Here is a 22,440-nt window from a genome sequence, read left to right as displayed (position 1 = left end):
CCGACATGTTGGACTGCTTGTATTTAACAATAAAGATTTTTCAATGCTCTTTTAAGAACTGCTGAACAGCCGAAAAGCTGATGGCTCTTTCCCTGAAGTACTCATTGGCTGCCTTCGTTTGCTGCTCGCTGGCATTGAGTTGAGTCAGCATATTGGCCAAATGCATTTTCATGTGTCCCTTTTGAATTCCCGAAGTGACGAGCGATGCCAGGGCCGAAAAGTTATTGGCCATGCCCAGGGCTGCCATGAGTTCCATCAGGCGCTCTGCACCGGGATCCCCCAGCAGACGGATCGAAAGTGCTGCCAGTGGATGGTTTTTTGTAAGACCTCCTACGGTACCAATGGCAAGCGGCACTTCAATGCTGTAGCTGAAAATACCGTTTTCAAGCTGCACTTCCGAAAGTGCACTGTATGTGCCACTCCTGGCTGCATAGGCATGACCGGCAGCCTCAACGGCCCGCCAGTCGTTGCCGGTGGCCAGAACCACAGCATCAATTCCGTTGTAGATTCCCTTGTTGTGCGTTACGGCCCGCGATACATCGTTTTGTGCCATTTGAACGGCCAGCTGAAAACGACGGGCAAAATCGGCCGGAGCGTACGAGCCGCTCATTGGAGCCAGCTCATCGATCGTACACGAAACAGTACAGCGCACAAGGCTTTCGGGGGTGTGATTCGAAAGGATCGACATCAGCACCTCGCCCTCACCATTGCCTGTTTCGTCAAAGCTTTGCTGAAGCCTTGCGGCAAGCGCTTCAAGACAGGTATTGATGAAGTTGGCTCCCATGGCATCGGCCGTCTGAAAACTCACATCGAGCTGATAATACGACGGCAGGCGATCACTTTTATCGCGAAGCTCAATGGCTGTGATTCCGCCTCCCCTGTTTCTCATTCCCCGGGTAATGGGCTCAGTAAGCTCCCAAAATTCGGGTTTCAGTTTTTCGAAAAGTAGTTTCAACTGCTCCGGCTTACCCTTCCAGGTAAAATGCACCTGTCCCTTTTTTACGGTACCCGAAATACTGGTTTTAAAACCTCCCCGTTCGGCCCAAAAACGCGATGAACGCGAAGCGGCTGCCACCACCGAACTTTCTTCGATGACCATGGGCACCAGATAAGCTTCATTGTTCACAAGTACATTGGGCACCAAGCCCATGGGCAGAAAAAAGTTGCTCAGGTAGTTTTCGCTGAACTCACTAAAGGCCTTCTGGTACTTTTCATTCTGATGCAGGAAGGAATCGAGCGCTGTGAGCACCTCTTCTCCAAGCCATTCTTCCAAAACGGCAATCCGCTGCCTGCGACCGAGTTTTGAAAAACCTTTGATGATGCCCTGCGTCCTGTTCATAGTGCTTGCTTTACGCTTCCCTGTTGGCGTTGAATTCCTTGTACTCGTGCCGTGAAATGACCATTTTCAGAATTTCAGAAGTTCCCTCACCAATTTGCAGGAGTCGCTGATCGCGGTAAAAACGTTCAACATGATTTTCACGCAGCAATCCGTAACCACCAAAAATTTGAACCGCTTCGTCCGAAACTTCCTTGGCAATTTGCGAACAGTAATATTTCGACATGGCTGCCTGTTTTCCAAAGGGTAAACCGGCATCCTTCAGGCGACATGCATTGTAGAGTGTATTTCGTGCCAGCTCAATCTTGGTGGCCATGTCGGCCAGTTTGAAATAGATGCCCTGGAATTCAGCAATGGGCTTTCCGAATTGTTTTCTCTTTTGTGCGTGTTCCATGGCCATTTCGTAAGCTCCCTGCGCCAGTCCAAGCCCCATGGCGGCAATAGACAAACGTCCTCCATCGAGGGTCGAAAGCATGATCTTAATCCCCTGTCCACGCTCTCCGAGGATGTTCTCCTCAGGCACCCTGCAGTTCTCAAACGTCATGATGGCATTGTCGGCCGAGCGCCACATCAGTTTGTCATGCATGGGCACGGTGATGTACCCGGGAGTTTCACGGGGGGTGAGTATGGCCGTAAGCTCTTTTCTGTCACCTTCGTAGCCGGTGATGGCCAGGTTGGTAATGCCCGAAGCGATGTCGGAGGCTGCATTGGTTATGAACATCTTTGAGCCGTTAATGACCCACTGTCCATTGACCAGTTCGGCCGTTGTTTCCACACCTTTGGCATCGGAACCGGCATTTTTCTCTGTTAGTCCGAAAGCCCATAACTTTTCACCGGTACACAAAGCAGGAATGTATTTTTGCTTCTGCTCCTCGCTTCCAAAGTTATAAATCGGGGTAATGCCCAGCGAGTTATGCGCTGCAATGGTTGCTGCCGGCGAACTGTCAACCCTGGCCAGTTCTTCAATGGCAATGATGTACGAAAGGTAGTCGAGACCCTGCCCCCCCAACGATTTGGGCATCGTAATACCAAACAAACCGGCCTTCCCCATTTTCTGGGCCAGTTCAACCGAGAATTCTTCCTTTTTATCGAGCTCAATGGCTACAGGCTTGATTTCCTGTTCGGCAAATTCTCTTACTTTTTTACGGTACAATACGTACTCTTTGGCTAATAATTCATCCATATTTACAGATCCTCCAGATAAACTAATGGCATTTGGTCGGTAACCTGGGCACCCACCGCTACTGTTATCTCTTTAATTTTGGCTTTTTTAGGCGAAAGCACTGCATTTTCCGACTTCATCGATTCGATTACCAACAGTACTTCTCCCTTATTAATGGTTTGATTCTTTTCAATATTGATTGTTACAACTTTCCCGTACAATTGCGATTTAATCACTTGCATTTCATGCTGAAGCCCTTCGTCGGCGGCTTGCTGATCTTCGGGATAAAAGCCCAATAACGAAGGACTGGTCACCCTGATCACCTTTCCATCGTATGCAAGCCGTAGGGAAACTCCGTTTTCTTTAAAAAATGAAAATGCTTTTTGTTCACCGTTTATGTTGATAAAAAGCTGATTTTTCACTTTTTCATGTTTTTCGATGATGGCCGTTGTCTCAGTATTTCCGTTTTGAACAACGATTCCATCTGGAGTAAAACGATAAGCCAGCTTGTAGTGCTCATCATCAAGATGCAACTCAATCATCGGATGCAAGGAAAAATGGCCGGTGGTATGCCATGCCGTGTTTAATTCAGCATTTACGGGTCCAAACAAAAGATAAAGCCCTGCTGCCAGCCAGGCCTCAGCCTGCACTATTTTCTCGTTGCTTCTTGAAAGTTCCAGCAGCTTTGATTGATGTTCTTCGCAGTATTTGGTGTGCAGGCGGTTCTGTGCAAATTCGTCCGAAGCCACGATGCTTCGCAAATAGGCCAGGTTAGTCCGGGGTCCAATAATCACTGTGTCAGCCAATACTTCGAGCAGTCTTAAACGTGCTGCTGCCCTGTTGCTGCCACTAACAATAATTTTTGCCAGCAAGGGATCGAAGCTGCTGCTAAGCGAAGCACTTGCGATGGCTGATTCAACTCTTACACCGGCTTTTTCGGGAAAATGATAATGGAGCACCAGCTTTCCCGAAGGAACAAAGTTTTTCAAAGGATCTTCGGCGTAAAGCCGCACTTCGATGGCATGGCCTTTAATATTCACCTCGTCCTGACGAAACGACAAGGGGTTACCGGCTGCTACCGAAAGTTGTTCGCTCACCAGATCGATGCCACTCACCTCTTCGCTCACCGGATGTTCCACCTGAATGCGCGGGTTCATTTCGAGAAACCAAAACTGATCGTTGCGTACCAGAAACTCTACCGTTCCGGCATTTTCATACTTTACTTTCCGGCACAATTCAAGCGCCGCATGATGAAGTTGTTTGCGCAAGTCCTCGTCAATTACAAGCGCGGGGGCTTCTTCTATAATTTTCTGATGATTGCGTTGCACCGTGCAGTCGCGCTCACCAAGGTGCACCAGGTTGCCAAACTGATCGGCCATGACCTGCACTTCGATGTGCCTGGCCTCTTCTACAAATTCTTCAAGATAAATTTCACCGTTCCCAAAATAAGAGACAGCAGCCCTTTCTGCTTTTATTGCTTTTTCTTTCAGCTCTGCAGCCGTACGAACCAGTTGCATCCCTTTTCCGCCTCCCCCATGCGCCGCTTTGATTAACAGCGGATAATTTAGCGATACTGCTTCGTCTTGCTGTGCCAATCGATCGGACAGAACGTTGCGAAGTACCTTTACTCCGGCCTCCAAAGCCAGCTTTTTAGCCGTGAGTTTGTTTCCCATTTTACGCAGTACGTCAGCAGGAGGCCCAATAAATACAAGCCCCGACGCTTCACAACGCTCGGCCAGTTCAGGGTTTTCAGAAAGAAAACCATATCCGGGATGAATGGCTTCGGCCCGGGTTTCAATGGCCAGATTAATAATCTTATTAATATTCAGCCAGGTAGCAGCCAGGTCTCCATTGCCCAGAAGCACTGCTTCGTCAGCCTGTAGTGCGTGGGGAGCGTTTTCCTCACCGGCTGTATAAAGTGCCACTGTTTTAACATTCAGTTTGTGTGCGGCCCTGATGATGCGAAGTGCAATCTCTCCACGATTGGCAATCAGTATTTTAGTGAATTTTTTCAACATCGTCTTCCTGCTTCAATTTATTGCCACCCGGGTTTACGTTTTTCAAGAAAGGCGCTAAAACCTTCTTTTGCTTCATCGCTCACCCTTACCGAAGCCAATATTTCGGGAATCGAATCAAGCAGTGATGGAAAAAGTGCCGGATCGCTCAACTCATTAATCATTTGCTTTGAACGGAAAGCTGCTTCAGGACCTCCCTTCAAAATATGCTGTATTAGTTGCTCAACATGTTGTTCCATGAGCTGTTCCGAGGCAAAAGCCATATTCAGCAATCCCAGGCGGGCTGCCTCTTCCCCGTTAAAAATCCTGGCACTTAATACCAATTCCTTGTATTCATGTACCTTCATTCGTTTTAACAAATAGGGTGATATGGTAGCTGCAATCAATCCCAGCCGTGTTTCACTCAGCGAGAAACGACTGTCGTTTAATCCGTATGACATGTCGCATGCAGCAAGAATACCATTTCCACCACCAAAAATACTGCCATGTGCTATTGCGATGGTAAGCTTTCTGCTTTTGTAAATACTGGAAAAGAAGGCCGAAAGTAAACGGCTGTCAGCCAGGTTTTCTTCCTCGCTTAAATGAGCGGCCAACTTCATCCAGCCAATATCGGCTCCGGCACAAAACGAGCGGCCTTTTCCCCTGAGTACCACAATCCTGATTTGCCTGTCATCCTCAATGCTTTCGAAAAACTGCATGAGTTCACGCATCATCAGTGGGTCGAGTGCATTGTGGCGTTCCTCACGGTTCAGCCATACGGTGACTACTGCATCGTTCTGTTCTATTATTATATTTTGATATCCTTTCTTCATTTTATCTGATTACATCCGGTAAATGCCGGTTTTGGGTTCTGCAAAAGGCTGATTCAGAGCTACTGAAATCGACAAAGCCAATACCTTGCGGGTATCCACCGGATCGATGATCCCGTCGTCCCATATGCGTGAGCTACTGTAATACACCGAGCTTTCGGCTTCAAACTGTTCGATCAGATCACGTCCACCGGTTTTGCTGTTGATCGATTGCAAAACGCCGGCTGCCTGTTCTCCGCCCATTACCCCGATTTTGGCATTGGGCCACATAAAAAGAAAATTTGGGTCGAAAGCTCTGCCTGCCATGGCATAGTTTCCGGCACCATACGAACCACCGGTTACGATGGTAAATTTGGGAACACTTGCCGTAGCCACGGCATGAATCAGCTTTGCTCCCGCCCGCGCGATGCCTTCCTGCTCGTATTTTTTGCCTACAATAAAGCCGGTAATGTTCTGCAAAAACACCATGGGAATTTTTCTGAAGTTACACAATTCAATGAAATGTGCAGCCTTCAGCGAAGCTTCGGTGGTCAGAAAGCCGTTGTTGGCAATCAGTCCCACCGGATAACCTTCAATGCGGGCAAAACCGGTAACAATGGTAGTTCCATATCGTTCCTTGAACTCGTTAAATCGGCTTCCGTCAACAAGGCGGGCAATGATTTCGCGGGCATCAACCGGCTTCTTCAAATCGACCGGCGCCAGGGCATACAGCTCTTCAAGAGGATAAGCCGGTGCTTCTGTTTCCTTCATTTCAAGTACCTGCCTTGGGGCCGGTTGAATGGTCTCGAACAACTCGCGACACTTTTTCAGGGCGGCCACATCGTTTTCAGCCAAATGATCGGCCACACCCGAAACCGAAGTATGAACAAGGGCTCCACCCAGTTCCTCGGCGGTAACATCTTCGCCGGTAGCTGCCTTCACCAATGGCGGTCCGCCAATAAAAATGGTTCCCTGGTTTTTAACAATGATGGTCTCATCGCTCATGGCAGGAATGTAGGCACCTCCTGCGGTACAGGAGCCCATTACCACCGAAATTTGCGGAATCCCGCGGGCCGACATGCTTGCCTGATTGTGGAAAATACGACCAAAATTAAATCGGTCGGCAAAAATATTGGCCTGTTCAGGCAGAAAAATCCCCCCCGAATCAACGAGGTACACACAGGGCAGATTATTTTGCAAGGCGATCTCCTGCGCCCTGAGATGTTTCTTAACAGTTTCACGAACATAGGTTCCACCCTTTACGGTGGCATCATTGGCTACAATCATCACTTCACGACCATGAATCAGCCCGATTCCCGTCACAATACCAGCCGAAGGAAACTGATCATCGTACTGGCCTTTTGCAGCCATAGCCGACAACTCAAGAAATGGAGTATGTTCATCGATCAAGAGCCGGATACGTTGACGAACCGTAAGTTTTCCACGTTCAAGATGCCGAAGCACCGCTCCTTGCTCGCTGCGATCGTTAACAGCACGAAAATTCTGACGCAATTCATTGATTAGAAGCTCATATTTCGCACGCTGATTCCGAAATGCTTCACTGCCAATATCGATATTTGATTTAATTTGTTTCAATTTACCAATTGTTTATTTAAACAAAACAACAATAGAAGTCATTTTCTGTCCATTTTGTTCAATACAAACTTCAAAAATTTTGTCTTCAAAACATGATTAAACCACAAAGTGAACAACGCTTCTTACTACTCTTGTTCACTTTGTGGCTTTATTGCAATTCATTCAACTTTAAAAAATAGAAGGAAAAGCTTTCACATCGGTATCGTGCATCATCCCGTACACTGTTTCAAAAATACGTTCAACATTGGGTTTTGAGAAATATTCCCCGTCGATGCCATAGGCCGGCCTATGCTCCATGGCAGGCAGTGTCCGGGGTGCCGTATCGAGATAGTTGAATATCTTTTGTTCATCGAGGGCTTTTTGCAACATATAGGCTGTAGCCCCTCCCGGGACATCTTCGTCGACAAAAAGCACCTTATTGGTTTTCATCACCGACTTTTTGATCAGCTGTGGCAGGTCAAAGGGCATCAAAGTCTGCACATCGATTACTTCGGCCGAAATATCGTATTCTGCAAGTAATTGCGCTGCCTTTTCTACATGATGGACGTTCCATCCATAAGTAACAATGGTGATATCACTTCCCTCAACAAGCACTTCGGGTACTCCCAGCGGTACTCTGAACCCGCCCAGGTTTTCCGGAAGTTTTTCCTTCACGTTGTAACCTTTAAGGGGCTCAATGACCAGCGCCGGATCGTTGGCTTCGAGCAGGGTATTGTAAAAACCGGCTGCCCGTGTCATATCGCGGGGAACACAAAGGTACATTCCACGCAGGGAGCCCAGCAGCAATTGCATGGGTGAACCGGCATGCCAGATCCCCTGCAGCTGATGCCCCCGGGTACGCACAATGACCGGTGCGGCCTGTTTGCCCATGGTGCGGTACTGCATGGTTGCCAGGTCGTCGCTGAGTGTAGACTGGGCATAAATAAGGTAGTCGAGGTACTGGATTTCGGCAATGGGCCTGAAGCCGCGCAAGGCCAGGCCAATGCCCTGACCGATGATGGTCGTTTCACGAATGCCGGTATCGAAAACGCGCTGTTCTCCGAATTTTTCCTGCATTCCTTTCATTCCCTGGTTTACATCGCCCAGCTTGCCCGTATCTTCACCAAAAGTAATCAACCGGGGGTGTCGTTTGAATAGTTCGTGAAAGTTGTAATTAATAACATCCGAACCGTTTACCTCGCTGCTTTCATTACTGTAAACAGGTTCAACGGCTTTAACTTTTGTGGCAGCATCCTTCAGTTCGCGATGAAGCTGCATATTGTAAAAGCGACTGCTTCGCTCTTCAAAAGCTTCTACCCAGTCTTTCAATGCTGCTTTAATTTCAGGCGCTTTTTTATCGCGGTGCAATTCGTACACCAGGCGTTTGGCAAAACTCAGAAAAGCCCTGCGTGTAGGAAAAATCTTTTCATCGATTTGTTGTAGCTCCTCCATTTTAGCACCGCCGGTTTCCAGCTGTTGATCGAAGGCAGCAACCAACTTAGCGAGCTGATCGCGTTCATTTTTGAAGGAAGAAGTATAATTTTTCCAGGCTTTATCGCGGGCTGAGCGGGCCCTGTTTTTGGCTTCCTTTTCTACCTCTTCAATTTCATTTAATGTGGCTTTATTATAAACAATCAACCATTTTCTGAATTGAACAATACCATCCATTTCTGCCTCCCATTCAAGTCGCTCGGCACTTTTGTACCTTTCGTGAGAACCCGATGTGGAATGACCGGTGGGCTGGGTCAGTTCATCGATGTGAAAAAGCACAGGAACATGCTCTTTCCGACAGCGATCGATTCCTTCGGCAAAGCTTTCAACCATGGTCGCATAATCCCAGCCATGACAATGATATATGAGTATGCCCTGATCTTCTTTCGTTTTCTCAAAACCCTTTAAGGCTTTCGATATGCTCGATTTTGCCGTTTGTAATTCAATGGGGACACTGATGCCGTATCCATCGTCGTAAACCGTCACTGCTAGCGGCACCTGCATTACTGCAGCCGCATTGATGGTTTCGAAAAACATGCCCTCCGAAGTACTCGCATCGCCAATCGAACCAAAAGCCACTTCGTTTCCACTCACATTTCCTGCATTGGCTTTACGCAAACGGGCATCATCCCTGGCCAGTTTTGAAGCCTGAGCCAACCCCAGCAAGCGTGGCATTTGCCCTGCCGTAGAAGAAATATCGGACGCTGAATTGTAGCGTTGTAAGGTGTTGTCAATCTTGCCATCGGCATCGATATTACGGGTGCAATAATGGTTGTTGAAATTTCGTCCGCCGGTTGAAGGATTAAAACTCACATCGGTATCGCCGTAAATCATGGCAAAAAACTCCTCAGGTTCCAGTAAGCCCAATGCCAGCATAAAGGTTTGATCGCGATAATAACCCGAACGCCAATCTCCTTTTCTGAAGGTTTTGGCAAGAGCAACCTGAGCTACTTCTTTGCCATCGCCGAAAATTCCAAAATGTGCCCTGCCATTGTGCACTTCCCTTCGGCCCATCAGACTTAACTGACGACTCAGATAAGCAATATAATAATCGTTTAATAATTCCTTTTTGCTGAGCCGGGGGGTAGCTACATTTTTCACTTTTTCTACATACATTGAATGCTGCTTTAAATGTTAAATCAAAGCCAATCCAGATTAAAGACTATTTTGTCATAATTTCCACACATTAAACACGGTTGCGGCTGATTTGTTTGCGGCTGATTTTTGTATAGTTTTCAACAAACTATTGCCAGAAGGAAAGCTTTGCCCAATTCAACTTCAAAAACTTTCTTAAAAAAATTCTAAATAAGCATGGGAAATCACCCATCACATTCACTCTATTCCACTCAATAAATGATCATTACTTCCACTTATCAATATAATTTCTACTTACAGGTGTAAAAAAAATTGAAAAAGAGGGTAACCTTTTCCCGTTTTAGGGAATATACTTATGAAGTTAAGCCTCTTTTCTTACTGTGGGGAGTCGAAAAACAACCGGTGAAAGACAACATCGGATAAAATGGAAAAGAAGCAAATTGTATCAGTCACTTTTATCAACTCAGGCATTCTGATTTGCACGAGCCTGATCGCTTTTGTGATATTGCCAAGGCAAATACAACAATCGTTGTCGCTAATAATTTATGCCATGGCACTGCTTGCAGGAGCCATTATTGGAACGCTTGCTTCAAAAATCTATCAGCTGAAGCAAAAACTACATCAGCGTAAACTGGATATTGAACGAAAGCAGGAAAATTTTCAACAATACATTGCCAATGTGGTACACGATCTGCGATCGCCTGTTGCTGCCATTAATATGATTTCCGAATTACTTGAAAGTGAACTCACCGAAGTTGAACCCGGCCATCGGGACTTGCTTTCTTCCGTTCGGAAAAGTTCGTCGGCCATGCTGAACCGGATTTGCTGTATTCTGGACAACGCTAAACTGCTTGCCGATAAGAATTATGAGACGCTGCAAAATGGTTCCCCCCTTCAGTTAATCAAAGAAGTGGTCGAAAAACATCACATTCTGGCCATTGAAAAGAACATCCACATAGAGCTGCACGAAGAAGAACTTCAGTCGGAAGTACTTTTTGAGCGGGACGGACTTGAAAGCATTTTTAGCAACCTGATCAGCAATGCCATTAAGTATTCGTTACCCAATACCACCATCACCATTGCCGCACAAAACAATCCGGACGAAATCAGCTTTCTTGTCAAAGACGAAGGACTGGGAATGAGTCCTGACGATCTCAAAAAGGTATTTGGTCAATATGCCAAATTAAGTGCCCGCCCAACAGGGGGGGAAGACTCTTCAGGACTGGGTTTGTATCTCGTAAAATCGATGGCAGAAAAAATGCAGGGTACTGTTAAAGCTCTTTCCGAAGGCAAAGGCAAAGGTTCAACTTTTATCGTAAACCTTAAAAAGGCAAGTAAATTACAGCGTATTAGTGCCTGATGTCTTTGAGCATTTACTGCAATTTTTTCATCCTGAATGCCTGTTCAAAGTATAAATATACTCTTTTGTCTTTTTTTCATGCTGCCCATTCTAAGACAAACAACTGACAAACTGCCTTTTACCAAATACCACCCCCGTTCTGTTCAATGAACAGCTCATGAACGCAATTTGTTATTGTGAGATAATTGCTAGTTTTGTTTTTAATTATTCTAAATAAACAAACACATGAGTTGTACAGGATGTTCTCTAAATAAAAGCGATACCGAATCAAGATCGGAGATGTTAAATACCTACGACTGGCTCGACGATCTGCCCGACACCTCCCATCTAAGCAATATCATTGAAGTACGATTTAAAGGTACCAGAAAAGAGTTTTTCAAAAATGAAAACGAACTGCCTTTGAAGCGAGGCGACATTGTGGTGCTTGCATCCAATGGAGGTCACGACGTGGGCGTGGTGTCGCTAACCGGCAAACTGGCTGAAAAACAGTTTAACAGGAAAATCAAAGCAAAAAACCGCTACCAATGGTTCAATGTTTACCGCATTGCACGCGAACGCGACACTGAACGATGGAAAGAAGCCCAAAAACGTGAAAAGCCGGTAATGATCAGGGCCCGACAGGTGGCCGACGGGCTGGGGCTCGACATGAAAATCGGAGATGTTGAATTCAGGGGCGATGGCAATAAAGCCATCTTCTATTACATTGCCGAAGGCAGGGTCGATTTCAGGGAACTGATTAAGGTGTATGCCCGTGAATTTCAGATTAAAATTGAAATGAAACAAATTGGAGCCCGTCAGGAAGCAGCGCTTATTGGCGGCATTGGTTCATGCGGACGGGAGTTGTGCTGTTCCAGCTGGAGAACCGATTTCTCGAGCATTACAGCACACATGGCCACACGACAGGGACTCTCTCCCAATGCAGAAAAACTGACTGGCCGTTGCGGAAAACTCAAATGCTGCCTGATGTACGAACTTGATACTTATCTTGAGGCACAGGAGGAATTTCCCACCGAACTGCTCGATCTCGAAACCAGTGCCGGCCTGGCCAAACAATTCAAGATCGACATTCTTCAGCGGCAAATCTGGTACAGTGTAGAGAGTGACAAAGTGCGACAGAATTTTGTACTGAACATCGACAAGGTAAAAGAAATCATCAATCAAAACAAGCGGGGCAAAAAGCCTGAACTGGCTGCACTGCTCGATCCCGATGGTTCATTGGAAAGCAAAGGGAAGAACATGTTTAATCAAAACCTGACTTCCGATGAAAAAACCATCAGCCGGAGAAGAAAGCCACGAAACAAACGCAACAGAAACTTCAAAAATGAAACAAGCGGTTCAGGAAATACCAACCATCAGAATGATAAGCGAAGAAAGAAGCGAAACTTCAAAAAGAAAGAACAAAAACAGTAAATAAGCAGTACTAAAAAAGCCTGATCAAATACAATGATCAGGCTTTTTCTTATATGGTTCATTTATTTCTAGCGCAAACTTGCTCCTGCTTCCCTTTCAAATGCCTGAATAAAACGTTGCATGGTTTTATCAATCAACTTATCATTCAGTGTTTTTTCATCGTCGCGAAGGATGAAGCTCAGGGCATACGACTTTTTACCGCCTGGAAGCTTATCACCTTTATAAACATCGAAAATGTCGACCGAGCGCAATAATTTTCGTTCGGTTTTCATGGCAATGGCTTTCAACTGTGCAAACGAAACCTGCTCATCGACGAGCAAGGCCAGATCGCGTCGTACAGCCGGGAAGCGCGGCAGTTCATTAAATACCGGTTGATGCTTTCCTGTTTGCTGCATCACAAAGTCCCAGTCAAAGTCGGCATAAAATACTTCCTGTTCAATATCAGCCGCTTTAAGCAGTTCTGCTTTTACGTAGCCCAATTCAACAATAATTTTACCATCACCCCGCTGGTACGATAAACCTTCATCGATGAATGTGCCTGAATGTGCTTCCACTTTTAGACGATCAACAGTAAAACCGAGTCGTTGTAATATATTCTCAACATAACTTTTCAAAACAAAGAAATTGCTAAGCGTTGCGGGGGAAGTCCAGTTCTCAGCATCCTTGTTTCCTGTTACAAAAAGCCCCAGTCTGAAATTTTCATGGTAACGGTCAGCCGGACTTTCAACATTTGTCTTATCTGTTCTGAAATAAGTATTTCCAAATTCAAACAGCTTCAGGTCGCTTTGCTGGAACTTGATGTTTCGTGCAATGGCTTCGAGCCCGCCAAACAGCAGTGTTTTGCGCATTACACCCAAATCCTGACTTAAGGGATTGAAAATCTCAACTGTTTCTTTTTGCGCTGCTTCATCACCCTGATTGTAATAGCCCGCTTTGGTCAGCGAATTCGACCACAACTCGTTAAAACCGTTGGAAGCCAGATAATCGGAAATCTGATTCTTTACTTTCTCCGGATTTGGTTTGGGAGCATATTGAATGGTGGAATTAACATGTTGCTCAGGCTGTACATTATTGTAACCATAGATCCGTAGGATTTCTTCAATCACATCGGCTTCACGCTGCACATCAACCCGATACGGTGGCACCTTGACTTTCAGCCTTCCTTCGCCAGCATTGCTCACTTCCATCTCGAGTGCTTCGAGTATCGATTTGATCTGCGCTACCGGAATTTCAACTCCGATTAAACGTTTCACATTCGACAAGCTCACTTCTACCTCAAAGGGCTGAGCCGGTTCAGGATAAATATCGACAATTTCGGACGAGATGCTTCCGCCTGCCACTTCCTTGATTAATAGGGCTGCACGTTTCAGCGCATAAATAACTCCGTTGGGATCGGTACCGCGTTCGAAACGAAAACTGGCATCGGTGTTCAATCCATGACGGCGGGCTGTTTTGCGAATGTAAACAGGATCGAACCAGGCACTTTCGAGAAAGACCGCAGTGGTACTTTCTTTTACTCCCGATTCGGCCCCGCCAAAAACACCACCAATACACATGGGCTCAACAGCACCATTGCAAATCATCAGATCGTCGGGATGCAGTTCGCGTTCAACCTCGTCGAGGGTCGTAAATTTTGTTCCGGCATTAAGCGTACTAACTACTACTTTATTGCCTTTAATGTGAGCAGCATCGAATGCATGCAGGGGCTGTCCGGTTTCAAACAGTACGAAATTGGTTACATCCACCACATTGTTGATGGGACTCAGTCCGATGCTACGCAAGCGGTTTTGCAGCCATTCGGGCGAATCCTTGATTTCGATGTCTGAAATAGTTAAACCTGCATAACGATGACAGGCTTCGGGATTTGCAATTTCAACACCAATGGGGAGCTTGTTATTGTCGACGGAAAAAGCGTCGACCGACGGACGATGGTAGGCAATTTCCTGTTTTTGCTTCAAAAAAGCAGCCAAATCGCGGGCTACACCAATGTGCGAAGCTCCGTCGATCCGGTTGGGCGTAAGGTCTACTTCAATGATGTAGTCACTTTCGACTTTAAAATATTCAGCTGCCGGCATTCCTGTCCGGGCATCGGCTTTGAGCACCATGATGCCGTCGTGACTGCTTCCCAGGCCAATTTCATCTTCGGCACAAATCATGCCCTCGGACACTTCACCCCTTATTTTTGATTTCTTGATTTTGAATTCCTTCTCGCCATCGTACAGGATGGTTCCAACGGTGGCCACCACCACCTTTTGACCGGCAGCCACATTGGGCGCCCCGCAAACGATGGGAAGCAGTTCGCCAGTACCCACATCGACCGTGGTAATACTCAAATGATCGGAATCGGGATGCGCTTTACAGCTTTTTACTTCTCCGATTACGAGTCCGCGCAAGCCACCTTTGATGCTTTCTACTTCCTCAATACTTCCCACTTCGAGGCCGGTTTGGGTCAGTATATCACCCACCTCCTGAGGTTTTAAGTCAATATCGATGTATTCTTTTAACCACGAATAAGCAATATTCATATCAATTCAAATATTAAAGTTACCGGCCGGTAGCTCACCAACCGTGTGTGATCATCATTGTTAAACAGCGAAGCGCATTCATATTGAATGGCTTCTATGCTGTTGTATCTTCTTTTTTGGAAGATGGACAAAAGTAGCAAAATAGCCTCTTTGGTCAAACAAAAAGAAAAAAGACGATGCAAATATTGTGATAAGCTTTCAACAACTTAACAAAAACACATAAGCTGACGGATACCAGATTTCTTTGAAGCATTCATTTCTAACTTTACCCGCTCTCTTTTGAACATAAAGAATATAAAAAGGGGAAAAAGTGTTAATTAAAAAGAAAAGCGCTTTGCAAATTGAAATTAATTGCCGTCAGGCATTTTTTTTCTGAAGAATATATACGAACTTCTTACCAGCAGAAGCAACACCGATCATAAAAAGGGAAGAATTATGAAAGTCACATTCAGAATCAATTATCATACGCAGTGGGGAGAAAGCATCTGGATTGCCGGATCGATCAAAGGATTGGGAAATTGGGACAAGGAACTGGCCTACCCCATGGTTTTCAATGGCAAAGGAGAATGGGAAGCTGTGCTCAATTTTAAAAAACAAAAAAATTTCGAATACAAATACTTCCTGAAGTCACATCACAAGGCTTACTGGGAAGCCGGAGCCAACCGACAGTACAGCGTCGATACCGCCCATCATGTTGAAATAAGAGATTACTGGCGTCCGCAGGCTGAAGCCGACAGTGTGTATTTTTCAAAGCTTTTCAGCGAGGCCCTGATGCCACATCCCAACGAAGGCAGCGAGGCAACTCCCCTACCCGATAAGGCCCTGGTCTTTCAGCTTCGGGCGCCCAGGGTACCCAAAGGAAGCCAGCTGGCTATTACCGGCAATGCGCCCGAACTGGGAAACTGGAAAAAACCCCTGCTGATGAATGCAGCTGACTTCCCTGTTTGGAGGGCGGTAATCGATATGAGCAAGATACAGTTTCCGCTGAGCTACAAATATTTACTGATTGATCAGTCGGGCAGAAAAATTACTCATTGGGAAGAAGGGGACGAGCGACAACTTTTTTATGTCGATAAAACGCCTTCGAAGATCGTTCATTTCCAAAATGATGAGAAATTTCGTTATCCGGCCGACCATTGGCGGGGTGCAGGAGTTGCCGTACCGGTGTTTTCATTGCGTACCGATGAAAGTTTTGGCATTGGTGAATTTCCCGACCTGAAAAAGCTGGTCGACTGGTGTAAGGCAACCGGCTTAAAGGTCATTCAGGTATTGCCTGTTAACGAAACAGTGGCCACCCACTCGTGGCTCGATTCCTACCCCTATAAATCGATCTCGGTGCTGGCACTGCATCCTGTTTACCTCAACCTGGAGCGTTTGGGAAAACTTGAGGATGAAAAACTAAACGATGAGTTTGAACTCACCAAAGAATTGCTTAATGCCAAGCCCTATGTCGATTATGTGGAAGTGACCCGTTTTAAATCGAAATATTTCAAGCACATTTTCGACCAGAAATGGAAGAATGTAAAAAGAACCAAGGCTTACCGCGCCTTTTTCGAAGCCAACCAGGACTGGCTAAAACCCTATGCGGCTTTCTGTTTTCTGCGCGATCGTTTCAAAAGCAGCAATTTCAGGGAATGGGACAGCTGGGCACAGTACGATCAGAAAAAGATTGACGAACTGACTGATCCCAAAGCCCGTCATCACCGGCACATTGCCGTTCATTATTATTTGCAGTACCAGCTCGACAGCCAGTTGCGCGAAGTGGTAGACTATGCCCATGCCAACGGAATCGCACTAAAAGGTGATATTCCCATTGGCATTAGTCCCAACAGCGTCGAGGCCTGGACCGAGCCCGAACTGTTCCATCTGAACGGGCAGGCCGGTGCCCCGCCCGATGATTTTGCCGTGCTGGGTCAGAACTGGGGCTTTCCCACCTACAACTGGGAGGTGATGGCTGCCGATGGTTTTGCATGGTGGAAAAAACGACTGGCCATGATGGCCAAATATTTCGACGCCTACCGCATCGACCACATTCTGGGCTTTTTCAGAATTTGGGAAATCCCTTCACATGCCATCCATGGCTTGCTGGGCTACTTTAAACCGGCCCTGCCCATGTTGCTCGAAGAGTTCCCCGATTACGGCATTTGGTTCGATCACGAACGTTTTACCCAACCCTACATCAGAGGACATTTTCTGCACGAAATATTTGGTGAATACACCGAAGAAGTTCGTCAACTCTATCTGACCGAAACCGAGTACAACGTATTTGAAGTGAAAGCAAACCTGAATACCCAGCGAAAAATTTACGAACATTTCACCCCAGGCGCCGACACAGAACAAACCATCAGCGAAAAGAATGTAATCATTCGCGATGGACTGATGAGCCTGCTCGACGAGGTGCTTTTCATCCGCGATCCTTATTCGAGCTACAATGCCTTCCATCCGCGCATTGCCTTTCACAGCACCTACTCCTACCGCGAACTCGATGCTGCCACCAAGGAACAACTCGACCAGCTGTACATTCATTTCTTTTATAAAAGGCATGAAAGTTTCTGGCGCAACGAAGCCATGAACAAATTGCCCGCCATTGTGGGAGCAAGTAAGATGCTTGTATGCGGTGAGGATTTGGGCATGGTGCCCGATTCGGTGCCCGGCGTGATGAAAGAACTGAATATTCTTAGCCTTGAAATACAGCGCATGCCCAAAAATCCGGAAGTGGAATTCGGACATCCGGCCGATGCCCCTTACCTGAGTGTTTGCACCACATCGACCCACGACATGTCGACCATCAGAGGCTGGTGGGAAGAAAACAGGGATCGAACGGCGCGCTTCTACCACAACATACTGGGACACAACGACCAGGCACCCTACTTTGCCGAACCCTGGCTCTGCATCGAAATCATTAATCAACACCTGTACGCTCCGGCCATGCTCACCATTTTTCCCATTCAGGATCTGATTGCCATGGACGGCGAGCTCCGCTGGGACGAAACCGACAAGGAGCGGATCAATGTACCAAGCGATGAGAAAAACAAATGGCGCTACCGCATGATCCTCAGCATGGAAGAATTACTGAATGCAGGCGAATTCAACCAGATGCTGCTCAACATGTTGAAACGCAGCGGACGCAATCAGGCCCTGTAAGTAAGTGGGTAAAAAAGTCAGCTTGTTCTGATTGAATTTGAAGATAACGGTGAAGCAACGATTGTTTGGGCTGGCAGTCATGATGAATAGGAACAAACTTTCAAAAATAACAGGAATGTAATCAGAAAATGGTTGAAGGCAAATAACTGGATATAACGAAAAAATGATGAAAGACTTTCAAAACATAAATGACATATTAAAAATTAAAAAATTAGAGAACGAATACGATCTGAAAAAGGCATCACTACTTGAGCGCAAATTAAGATTAATGATGAATGAAAGTCCCGATTTGCTTCCGCTCAGGAAAAAGCTTCGTGATTTAATAAAGGAATACGAAGACCGTGAATGGTCTGACTTTGACAAGCTCACTGACTCAAAACTAACAGAGCTGGAAAATGCAGAGGAACTTGTAGCCAATGAACAGCAGTTCATCCATCAACGCAAACTGACCATAAGGAAGCGACTTAAAAAGTATGATCTGTCTCAACAGGATTTAGGTGTAATTCTCGGTCATCCCAAATCGTACATGAGTGAGTTAATCAATGGTGTTTCACAATTCACTCTTAAAGACCTGGTGATCATTCATCGTCTTCTGAAAATCGATCTTGAAATTCTCATACCAACCTTTCTTCAATCGGAGACACGTGATAAAGTTAGAAAATCGATTCTTAAATTAAACAAACCCAAACTAGATTTGAAAAAGACCGAGTTTGCATAATAACTACCGTCAAACACTTCTCGTCCGACACTACAAAAATCATCATAAATGATGATTGATTCAGAAGTGCAGAAGAAGTATTATTGCCATTTAATTAAAACCATTCTAAATTAATAGTTGTTATCTGGCAGTATGAAAAGAACAATCGCGCATTTAAAAAGGGGAGAAAAAGCCATCATACAGCATTTTTCAACATCCGACATACCGGTAAAGCTGCAGGAATTGGGCTGTATGCCGGGTTGTGAAGTTCAACTACTTCAACTTTCACCGTTCAACGATCTGTTTTATCTGCTGATGAACGAAAGTCACTTTGCCATTCGGCGTGAAACAGCAGCAATGATCGAAATTCGTCAGGCAGGATAATCTATGGCAAAAACAATTCAGGTCGCATTAATAGGAAATCCCAATACGGGCAAAACATCGGTATTTAACCTGCTCACCGGTTTAAACCAAAAGGTGGGTAACTATCCGGGAATTACCGTGGAGAAGAAGGAAGGCAGCTGCCGTTTGCCCGATGGCAGCAAGGCGCGCATCATCGATCTGCCCGGCACCTACAGCTTAAATGCTGCATCGCCCGACGAGCAGATTGTGGTCGACCACCTGATGCTCAAGGCCAGCGATCGTCCCGATGTGGTGGTCATGGTGGCCGATGCCGAAAACCTGAAACGCAACCTGCTGCTGTTTAGTCAGGTGAAAGATCTTTGTCTGCCGGTTATTCTGGTCATCAACATGGCCGACCGGATGAAGCGCAAGGGAATCAGCATCGACACCGCAGTACTCGAAACGCAGTTTCAAACCCGGGTGGCGATGGTGAGTGCCCGCAAAGCAACGGGGATCGACGAGTTGAAATCGCTGCTTGTCGACTACCACATGCTTCCCAAAGCAGCGCTCACCGATTTTTCAAAAATCGACCAGGCAGTTTTCAGCCAGCTCCAGGCTACTGATCCGCAGCGTAATCTCTACGATCTGTGGCTCGAAAGCATCCTCAAACAGAAAACAGCAAAAGACGAAAAGCAAAACGATGAAGCGGGGTTCAGACTCAGTGAAGCAGACTTTCAACGTTTACAGCAAAAAGAAACCATACAGCGCTACCTGCTAATCAACAAGGTGCTGAAACAGGGGCTAAAAATCGATCCGGCAGCGGCCAAAGGCCTGAGAGCGATGGCCGACCGCATACTGACGCACCGCATTGGTGGTTACCTTATTTTTTTCCTGATCATGCTGCTGGTATTCCAGTCGATCTATAACTGGAGCAGTTATCCCATGGACTGGATCGACCAGTTATTTGCCACCCTCAGCGCAACAGTTAACAACACAATGCCCGAGGGAACCTTTACCAGTTTGCTGGCCGAGGGCATTATTCCGGGAATCGGCGGCGTGGTTATTTTTATTCCCCAAATCGCCTTTTTATTTCTGTTCATTTCCATACTGGAAGAAAGTGGCTACATGAGCCGCGTTGTTTTCCTGATGGACCGCATCATGCGGCGCTTTGGGCTCAACGGGAAAAGTGTGGTGCCCCTTATTTCGGGAACCGCCTGCGCCATTCCGGCCATCATGGCCACCCGCACCATCGAGAACTGGAAAGAACGGCTCATCACCATCCTGGTGACTCCTTTTATTACCTGTTCGGCCAGGTTGCCGGTGTACCTCATCATCATTGCGCTGGTAATTCCCGATCAAAGTTTCATGGGCTTCAACCTGCAGGGGCTCACGCTGATGATGCTTTACCTGCTGGGCTTTTTGATGGCCATTGCTTCGGCTTACGTGCTGAATAAGCTATTAAAAATGAGCAATCGCTCCTTCTTTTTCATGGAAATGCCGGCTTATAAAATGCCACTGCCCAAAAACGTGCTGATTACCGTAGTTGAAAAAACCAAAAGTTTTGTTTGGGGTGCCGGTCGCATCATACTGGCCATTTCGATCGTATTATGGTTCCTGGCATCGAATGGTCCCGGTGAGAATTTCAGAAATGCTGAACAAATTGTAACAGCACAAGCCGAAAGCGAACAATTAAATGCCGAAGAGCTCGACATTGCCGTCAATTCATGGCGCCTGAAACATTCGTACATTGGCATTCTGGGACATTCCATTGAACCCGCCATTGCTCCCCTGGGTTACGACTGGAAGCTGGGTATCGGACTGATTACCTCATTTGCAGCCCGCGAAGTTTTTGTAGGAACACTGGCCACCATTTACAGTGTTGGCAGCGATGAAGCAGCCACCATTAAGGAAAAAATGAGTACCGACATCAACAGCCATACCGGAAAGCCCCTGTTTACCTTTGCCACCGGAATTTCGCTGCTCTTGTTTTATGCTTTTGCCATGCAATGCATGAGCACGCTGGCCATTGTAAAACGCGAAACCAACAGCTGGCGCTGGCCCCTGATTCAGCTTTTCTTTATGAGTGGTTTTGCCTACGTGGTCGCACTGGCGGCCTATCAGTTATTAAAATAATGATCAACAATAAAAATAAGCGACCATGTTCAACTGGCAGGATTTATTGGTTTACCTTTTACTCGCAACAGCAGTCGGCTACCTGATTCGCAAGTTTTTCTGGAAAAAGAAAAAAAAGGCATCGGCCTGTGGCATCAACGATTGCAGTTGTCACTAAAGGTAGCGGTTAGCTTGACTGGTGCTTCGAAGCTGACTTTCTAATCAGTTTTTTCTTCTTACGCCCCCCGGGCTGTTAAGGTGCTACCTTAGTTTTTTATCTTGCTCCCCGGGAATTTTAAGCTGCTCCCCGAGGATTTTAGCCTGAAATCCTTGTTTTTTATCTTGCTAACCAAGGATTTTATCTTGCTACCTGAGGATGTTAAGCCGATCCCCGAGGATTTTAGCCTGAAATCCTTGTTTTTTATCTTGCTAACCAAGGATTTTATCTTGCTACCCGAGGATGTCAAGCCGATCCCCTTGTTTTTTAGCCTGAAATCCTTGTTTTTCTTCTTGCTCCCCAAGGATTTTATCTTGCTACCCGGGGATGTTAAGCCGCTCCCCTTGTTTTTTAGCCTGAAATCCTTGTTTTTTATCTTGCTAACCAAGGATTTTATCTTGCTCCCCGAGGATGTTAAGCCGATCCCCGAGGATTTTAGCCTGAAATTCTTGTTTTTTATCTTGCTCCCCGAGGATTTTATCTTGCTACCCGGGGATGTTAAGCCGCTCCCCTTGTTTTTTATCCTGCCATCCTTGTTTTACAGCTTTCTCACTGACTTCAGCGGCTTCATTTCATAACAAAATACCATCGGGAGCGGCGAGCTCCGACTCGCCGAACAAAATCCGAATATTACCAGTGACTAATTGAAAAAGAGGAAGCTGTCATGCTTGCCTGTAAACCTAATAAATGCGCGAGTCGGAGCTCGCGCCTCCCGACACTGCAATAAACAAGAACCCTAATAGAAAACGATGGAAAGCAATAGAAGACAGTTGTGTGTCTGCTGTGCTAATAAGATTGATCGCAACTGGCATTCTTATACACCAGGAACTCAAAAAAAAAACCACAATAGAAACAATAGGACACAATAGAATAGGGTTGAAAGCAATGGGAAGCAATTGGAAGCGATGGAAAGCAATTGTCATCACCTTTGCACGGAATGGAAATCTTTGCAATGGCGTTCTTATGAACTTATGCACTCAGGTACTAAGGAACTCAAAAAAAGACACAATAGAAAAGGGTTGAAAGCAATGGGAAGCAATTGGAAGCGATGGAAAGCAATTGTCATCACCTTAGCACGGAATGGAAATCTTTGCAATGGCGTTCTTATGAACTTATGCACTCAGGTACTAAGGAACTCAAAAAAAGACACAATAGAAAAGGGTTGAAAGCA

General features: G+C 46.1%; 15 protein-coding genes. 8 read left to right on the top strand and 7 right to left on the bottom strand.

Going from position 1 to position 22,440, the window contains the following annotated elements; genetic code table 11:
* Nucleotides 1-40: 40 nt before the first annotated feature.
* From FHS86_RS14905 to FHS86_RS14880, 6 genes are all read right to left on the bottom strand, one after another.
* Nucleotides 41-1,339, bottom strand: coding sequence for a hydroxymethylglutaryl-CoA reductase, degradative (locus FHS86_RS14905; protein WP_429415359.1), 1,299 nt, complete (start codon nucleotides 1,337-1,339; stop codon nucleotides 41-43).
* Nucleotides 1,340-1,349: 10 nt separating this feature from the next.
* The gene (locus FHS86_RS14900; RefSeq protein WP_429415356.1) at nucleotides 1,350-2,519 is read right to left on the bottom strand and encodes an acyl-CoA dehydrogenase family protein; all 1,170 of its coding nucleotides are present in this window, start codon (nucleotides 2,517-2,519) and stop codon (nucleotides 1,350-1,352) included.
* A 2-nt stretch (nucleotides 2,520-2,521) separates the two neighbouring features.
* Entirely contained in the window at nucleotides 2,522-4,516 is a 1,995-nt protein-coding gene (locus tag FHS86_RS14895) for an acetyl/propionyl/methylcrotonyl-CoA carboxylase subunit alpha (protein ID WP_429415353.1), read from the bottom strand.
* A 17-nt stretch (nucleotides 4,517-4,533) separates the two neighbouring features.
* On the bottom strand, nucleotides 4,534-5,325 hold the full coding sequence (locus tag FHS86_RS14890; protein WP_429415350.1) for an enoyl-CoA hydratase-related protein: 792 nt from the start codon (nucleotides 5,323-5,325) through the stop codon (nucleotides 4,534-4,536).
* Between the two features lie 9 nt (nucleotides 5,326-5,334).
* Nucleotides 5,335-6,897, bottom strand: a complete 1,563-nt coding sequence (locus FHS86_RS14885; protein WP_429415347.1) for a carboxyl transferase domain-containing protein — start codon at nucleotides 6,895-6,897, stop codon at nucleotides 5,335-5,337.
* Nucleotides 6,898-7,065: 168 nt separating this feature from the next.
* A complete protein-coding gene (locus tag FHS86_RS14880; protein ID WP_429415344.1) occupies nucleotides 7,066-9,483 on the bottom strand; it encodes an alpha-ketoacid dehydrogenase subunit alpha/beta in 2,418 nt (805 codons plus the stop codon).
* A gap of 403 nt (nucleotides 9,484-9,886) precedes the next feature.
* Between FHS86_RS14880 and FHS86_RS14875 the strand changes: the two genes are divergently transcribed.
* Nucleotides 9,887-10,822, top strand: a complete 936-nt coding sequence (locus FHS86_RS14875) for a sensor histidine kinase (RefSeq protein WP_429415341.1) — start codon at nucleotides 9,887-9,889, stop codon at nucleotides 10,820-10,822.
* A 225-nt stretch (nucleotides 10,823-11,047) separates the two neighbouring features.
* Nucleotides 11,048-12,232 carry a PSP1 domain-containing protein gene (locus FHS86_RS14870; protein ID WP_429415338.1) on the top strand — a complete coding sequence of 395 codons (1,185 nt, stop codon included), beginning with the start codon at nucleotides 11,048-11,050 and terminating at the stop codon, nucleotides 12,230-12,232.
* A 68-nt stretch (nucleotides 12,233-12,300) separates the two neighbouring features.
* Here FHS86_RS14870 and pheT read toward each other — a convergent pair whose 3' ends face one another.
* Nucleotides 12,301-14,757, bottom strand: coding sequence for a phenylalanine--tRNA ligase subunit beta (gene pheT, locus FHS86_RS14865; protein WP_429415335.1), 2,457 nt, complete (start codon nucleotides 14,755-14,757; stop codon nucleotides 12,301-12,303).
* 435 nt (nucleotides 14,758-15,192) lie between these two features.
* Here pheT and FHS86_RS14860 point away from each other — a divergent pair, with 435 nt between their 5' ends.
* From FHS86_RS14860 to FHS86_RS14835, 6 genes are all read left to right on the top strand, one after another.
* Nucleotides 15,193-17,901, top strand: a complete 2,709-nt coding sequence (locus tag FHS86_RS14860) for a 4-alpha-glucanotransferase (RefSeq protein ID WP_429415332.1) — start codon at nucleotides 15,193-15,195, stop codon at nucleotides 17,899-17,901.
* A 166-nt stretch (nucleotides 17,902-18,067) separates the two neighbouring features.
* Entirely contained in the window at nucleotides 18,068-18,619 is a 552-nt protein-coding gene (locus FHS86_RS14855; protein ID WP_429415329.1) for a helix-turn-helix domain-containing protein, read from the top strand.
* Between the two features lie 132 nt (nucleotides 18,620-18,751).
* A complete protein-coding gene (locus FHS86_RS14850; RefSeq protein ID WP_429415326.1) occupies nucleotides 18,752-18,982 on the top strand; it encodes a FeoA family protein in 231 nt (76 codons plus the stop codon).
* Between the two features lie 3 nt (nucleotides 18,983-18,985).
* Entirely contained in the window at nucleotides 18,986-21,073 is a 2,088-nt protein-coding gene (gene feoB / locus FHS86_RS14845) for a ferrous iron transport protein B (RefSeq protein ID WP_429415323.1), read from the top strand.
* Between the two features lie 25 nt (nucleotides 21,074-21,098).
* Nucleotides 21,099-21,230 carry a FeoB-associated Cys-rich membrane protein gene (locus FHS86_RS14840; RefSeq protein ID WP_429415320.1) on the top strand — a complete coding sequence of 44 codons (132 nt, stop codon included), beginning with the start codon at nucleotides 21,099-21,101 and terminating at the stop codon, nucleotides 21,228-21,230.
* 164 nt (nucleotides 21,231-21,394) lie between these two features.
* Complete coding sequence (locus tag FHS86_RS14835; RefSeq protein ID WP_429415317.1) at nucleotides 21,395-21,847, top strand: hypothetical protein; 453 nt, start codon at nucleotides 21,395-21,397, stop codon at nucleotides 21,845-21,847.
* Nucleotides 21,848-22,440 lie beyond the last annotated feature (593 nt).

The sequence above is a fragment of the Roseimarinus sediminis genome (assembly GCF_050433125.1).
Taxonomy (GTDB): Bacteria; Bacteroidota; Bacteroidia; order Bacteroidales; family Prolixibacteraceae; genus Roseimarinus; species Roseimarinus sediminis.
Note: the sequence above shows the minus strand (reverse complement) of the source record. Positions and strands in the feature narration are given on the sequence as shown.

What these genes read in the sequence shown, in the direction of transcription:
- FHS86_RS14905 (WP_429415359.1), bottom strand. Translation starts at nt 1,339, where the DNA reads ATGAACAGGACGCAGGGCATCATCAAAGGTTTTTCAAAACTCGGTCGC.
- FHS86_RS14900 (WP_429415356.1), bottom strand. Translation starts at nt 2,519, where the DNA reads ATGGATGAATTATTAGCCAAAGAGTACGTATTGTACCGTAAAAAAGTA.
- FHS86_RS14895 (WP_429415353.1), bottom strand. Translation starts at nt 4,516, where the DNA reads ATGTTGAAAAAATTCACTAAAATACTGATTGCCAATCGTGGAGAGATT.
- FHS86_RS14890 (WP_429415350.1), bottom strand. Translation starts at nt 5,325, where the DNA reads ATGAAGAAAGGATATCAAAATATAATAATAGAACAGAACGATGCAGTA.
- FHS86_RS14880 (WP_429415344.1), bottom strand. Translation starts at nt 9,483, where the DNA reads ATGTATGTAGAAAAAGTGAAAAATGTAGCTACCCCCCGGCTCAGCAAA.
- FHS86_RS14875 (WP_429415341.1), top strand. Translation starts at nt 9,887, where the DNA reads ATGGAAAAGAAGCAAATTGTATCAGTCACTTTTATCAACTCAGGCATT.
- FHS86_RS14870 (WP_429415338.1), top strand. Translation starts at nt 11,048, where the DNA reads ATGAGTTGTACAGGATGTTCTCTAAATAAAAGCGATACCGAATCAAGA.
- pheT (WP_429415335.1), bottom strand. Translation starts at nt 14,757, where the DNA reads ATGAATATTGCTTATTCGTGGTTAAAAGAATACATCGATATTGACTTA.
- FHS86_RS14860 (WP_429415332.1), top strand. Translation starts at nt 15,193, where the DNA reads ATGAAAGTCACATTCAGAATCAATTATCATACGCAGTGGGGAGAAAGC.
- FHS86_RS14855 (WP_429415329.1), top strand. Translation starts at nt 18,068, where the DNA reads ATGAAAGACTTTCAAAACATAAATGACATATTAAAAATTAAAAAATTA.
- FHS86_RS14850 (WP_429415326.1), top strand. Translation starts at nt 18,752, where the DNA reads ATGAAAAGAACAATCGCGCATTTAAAAAGGGGAGAAAAAGCCATCATA.
- feoB (WP_429415323.1), top strand. Translation starts at nt 18,986, where the DNA reads ATGGCAAAAACAATTCAGGTCGCATTAATAGGAAATCCCAATACGGGC.
- FHS86_RS14840 (WP_429415320.1), top strand. Translation starts at nt 21,099, where the DNA reads ATGTTCAACTGGCAGGATTTATTGGTTTACCTTTTACTCGCAACAGCA.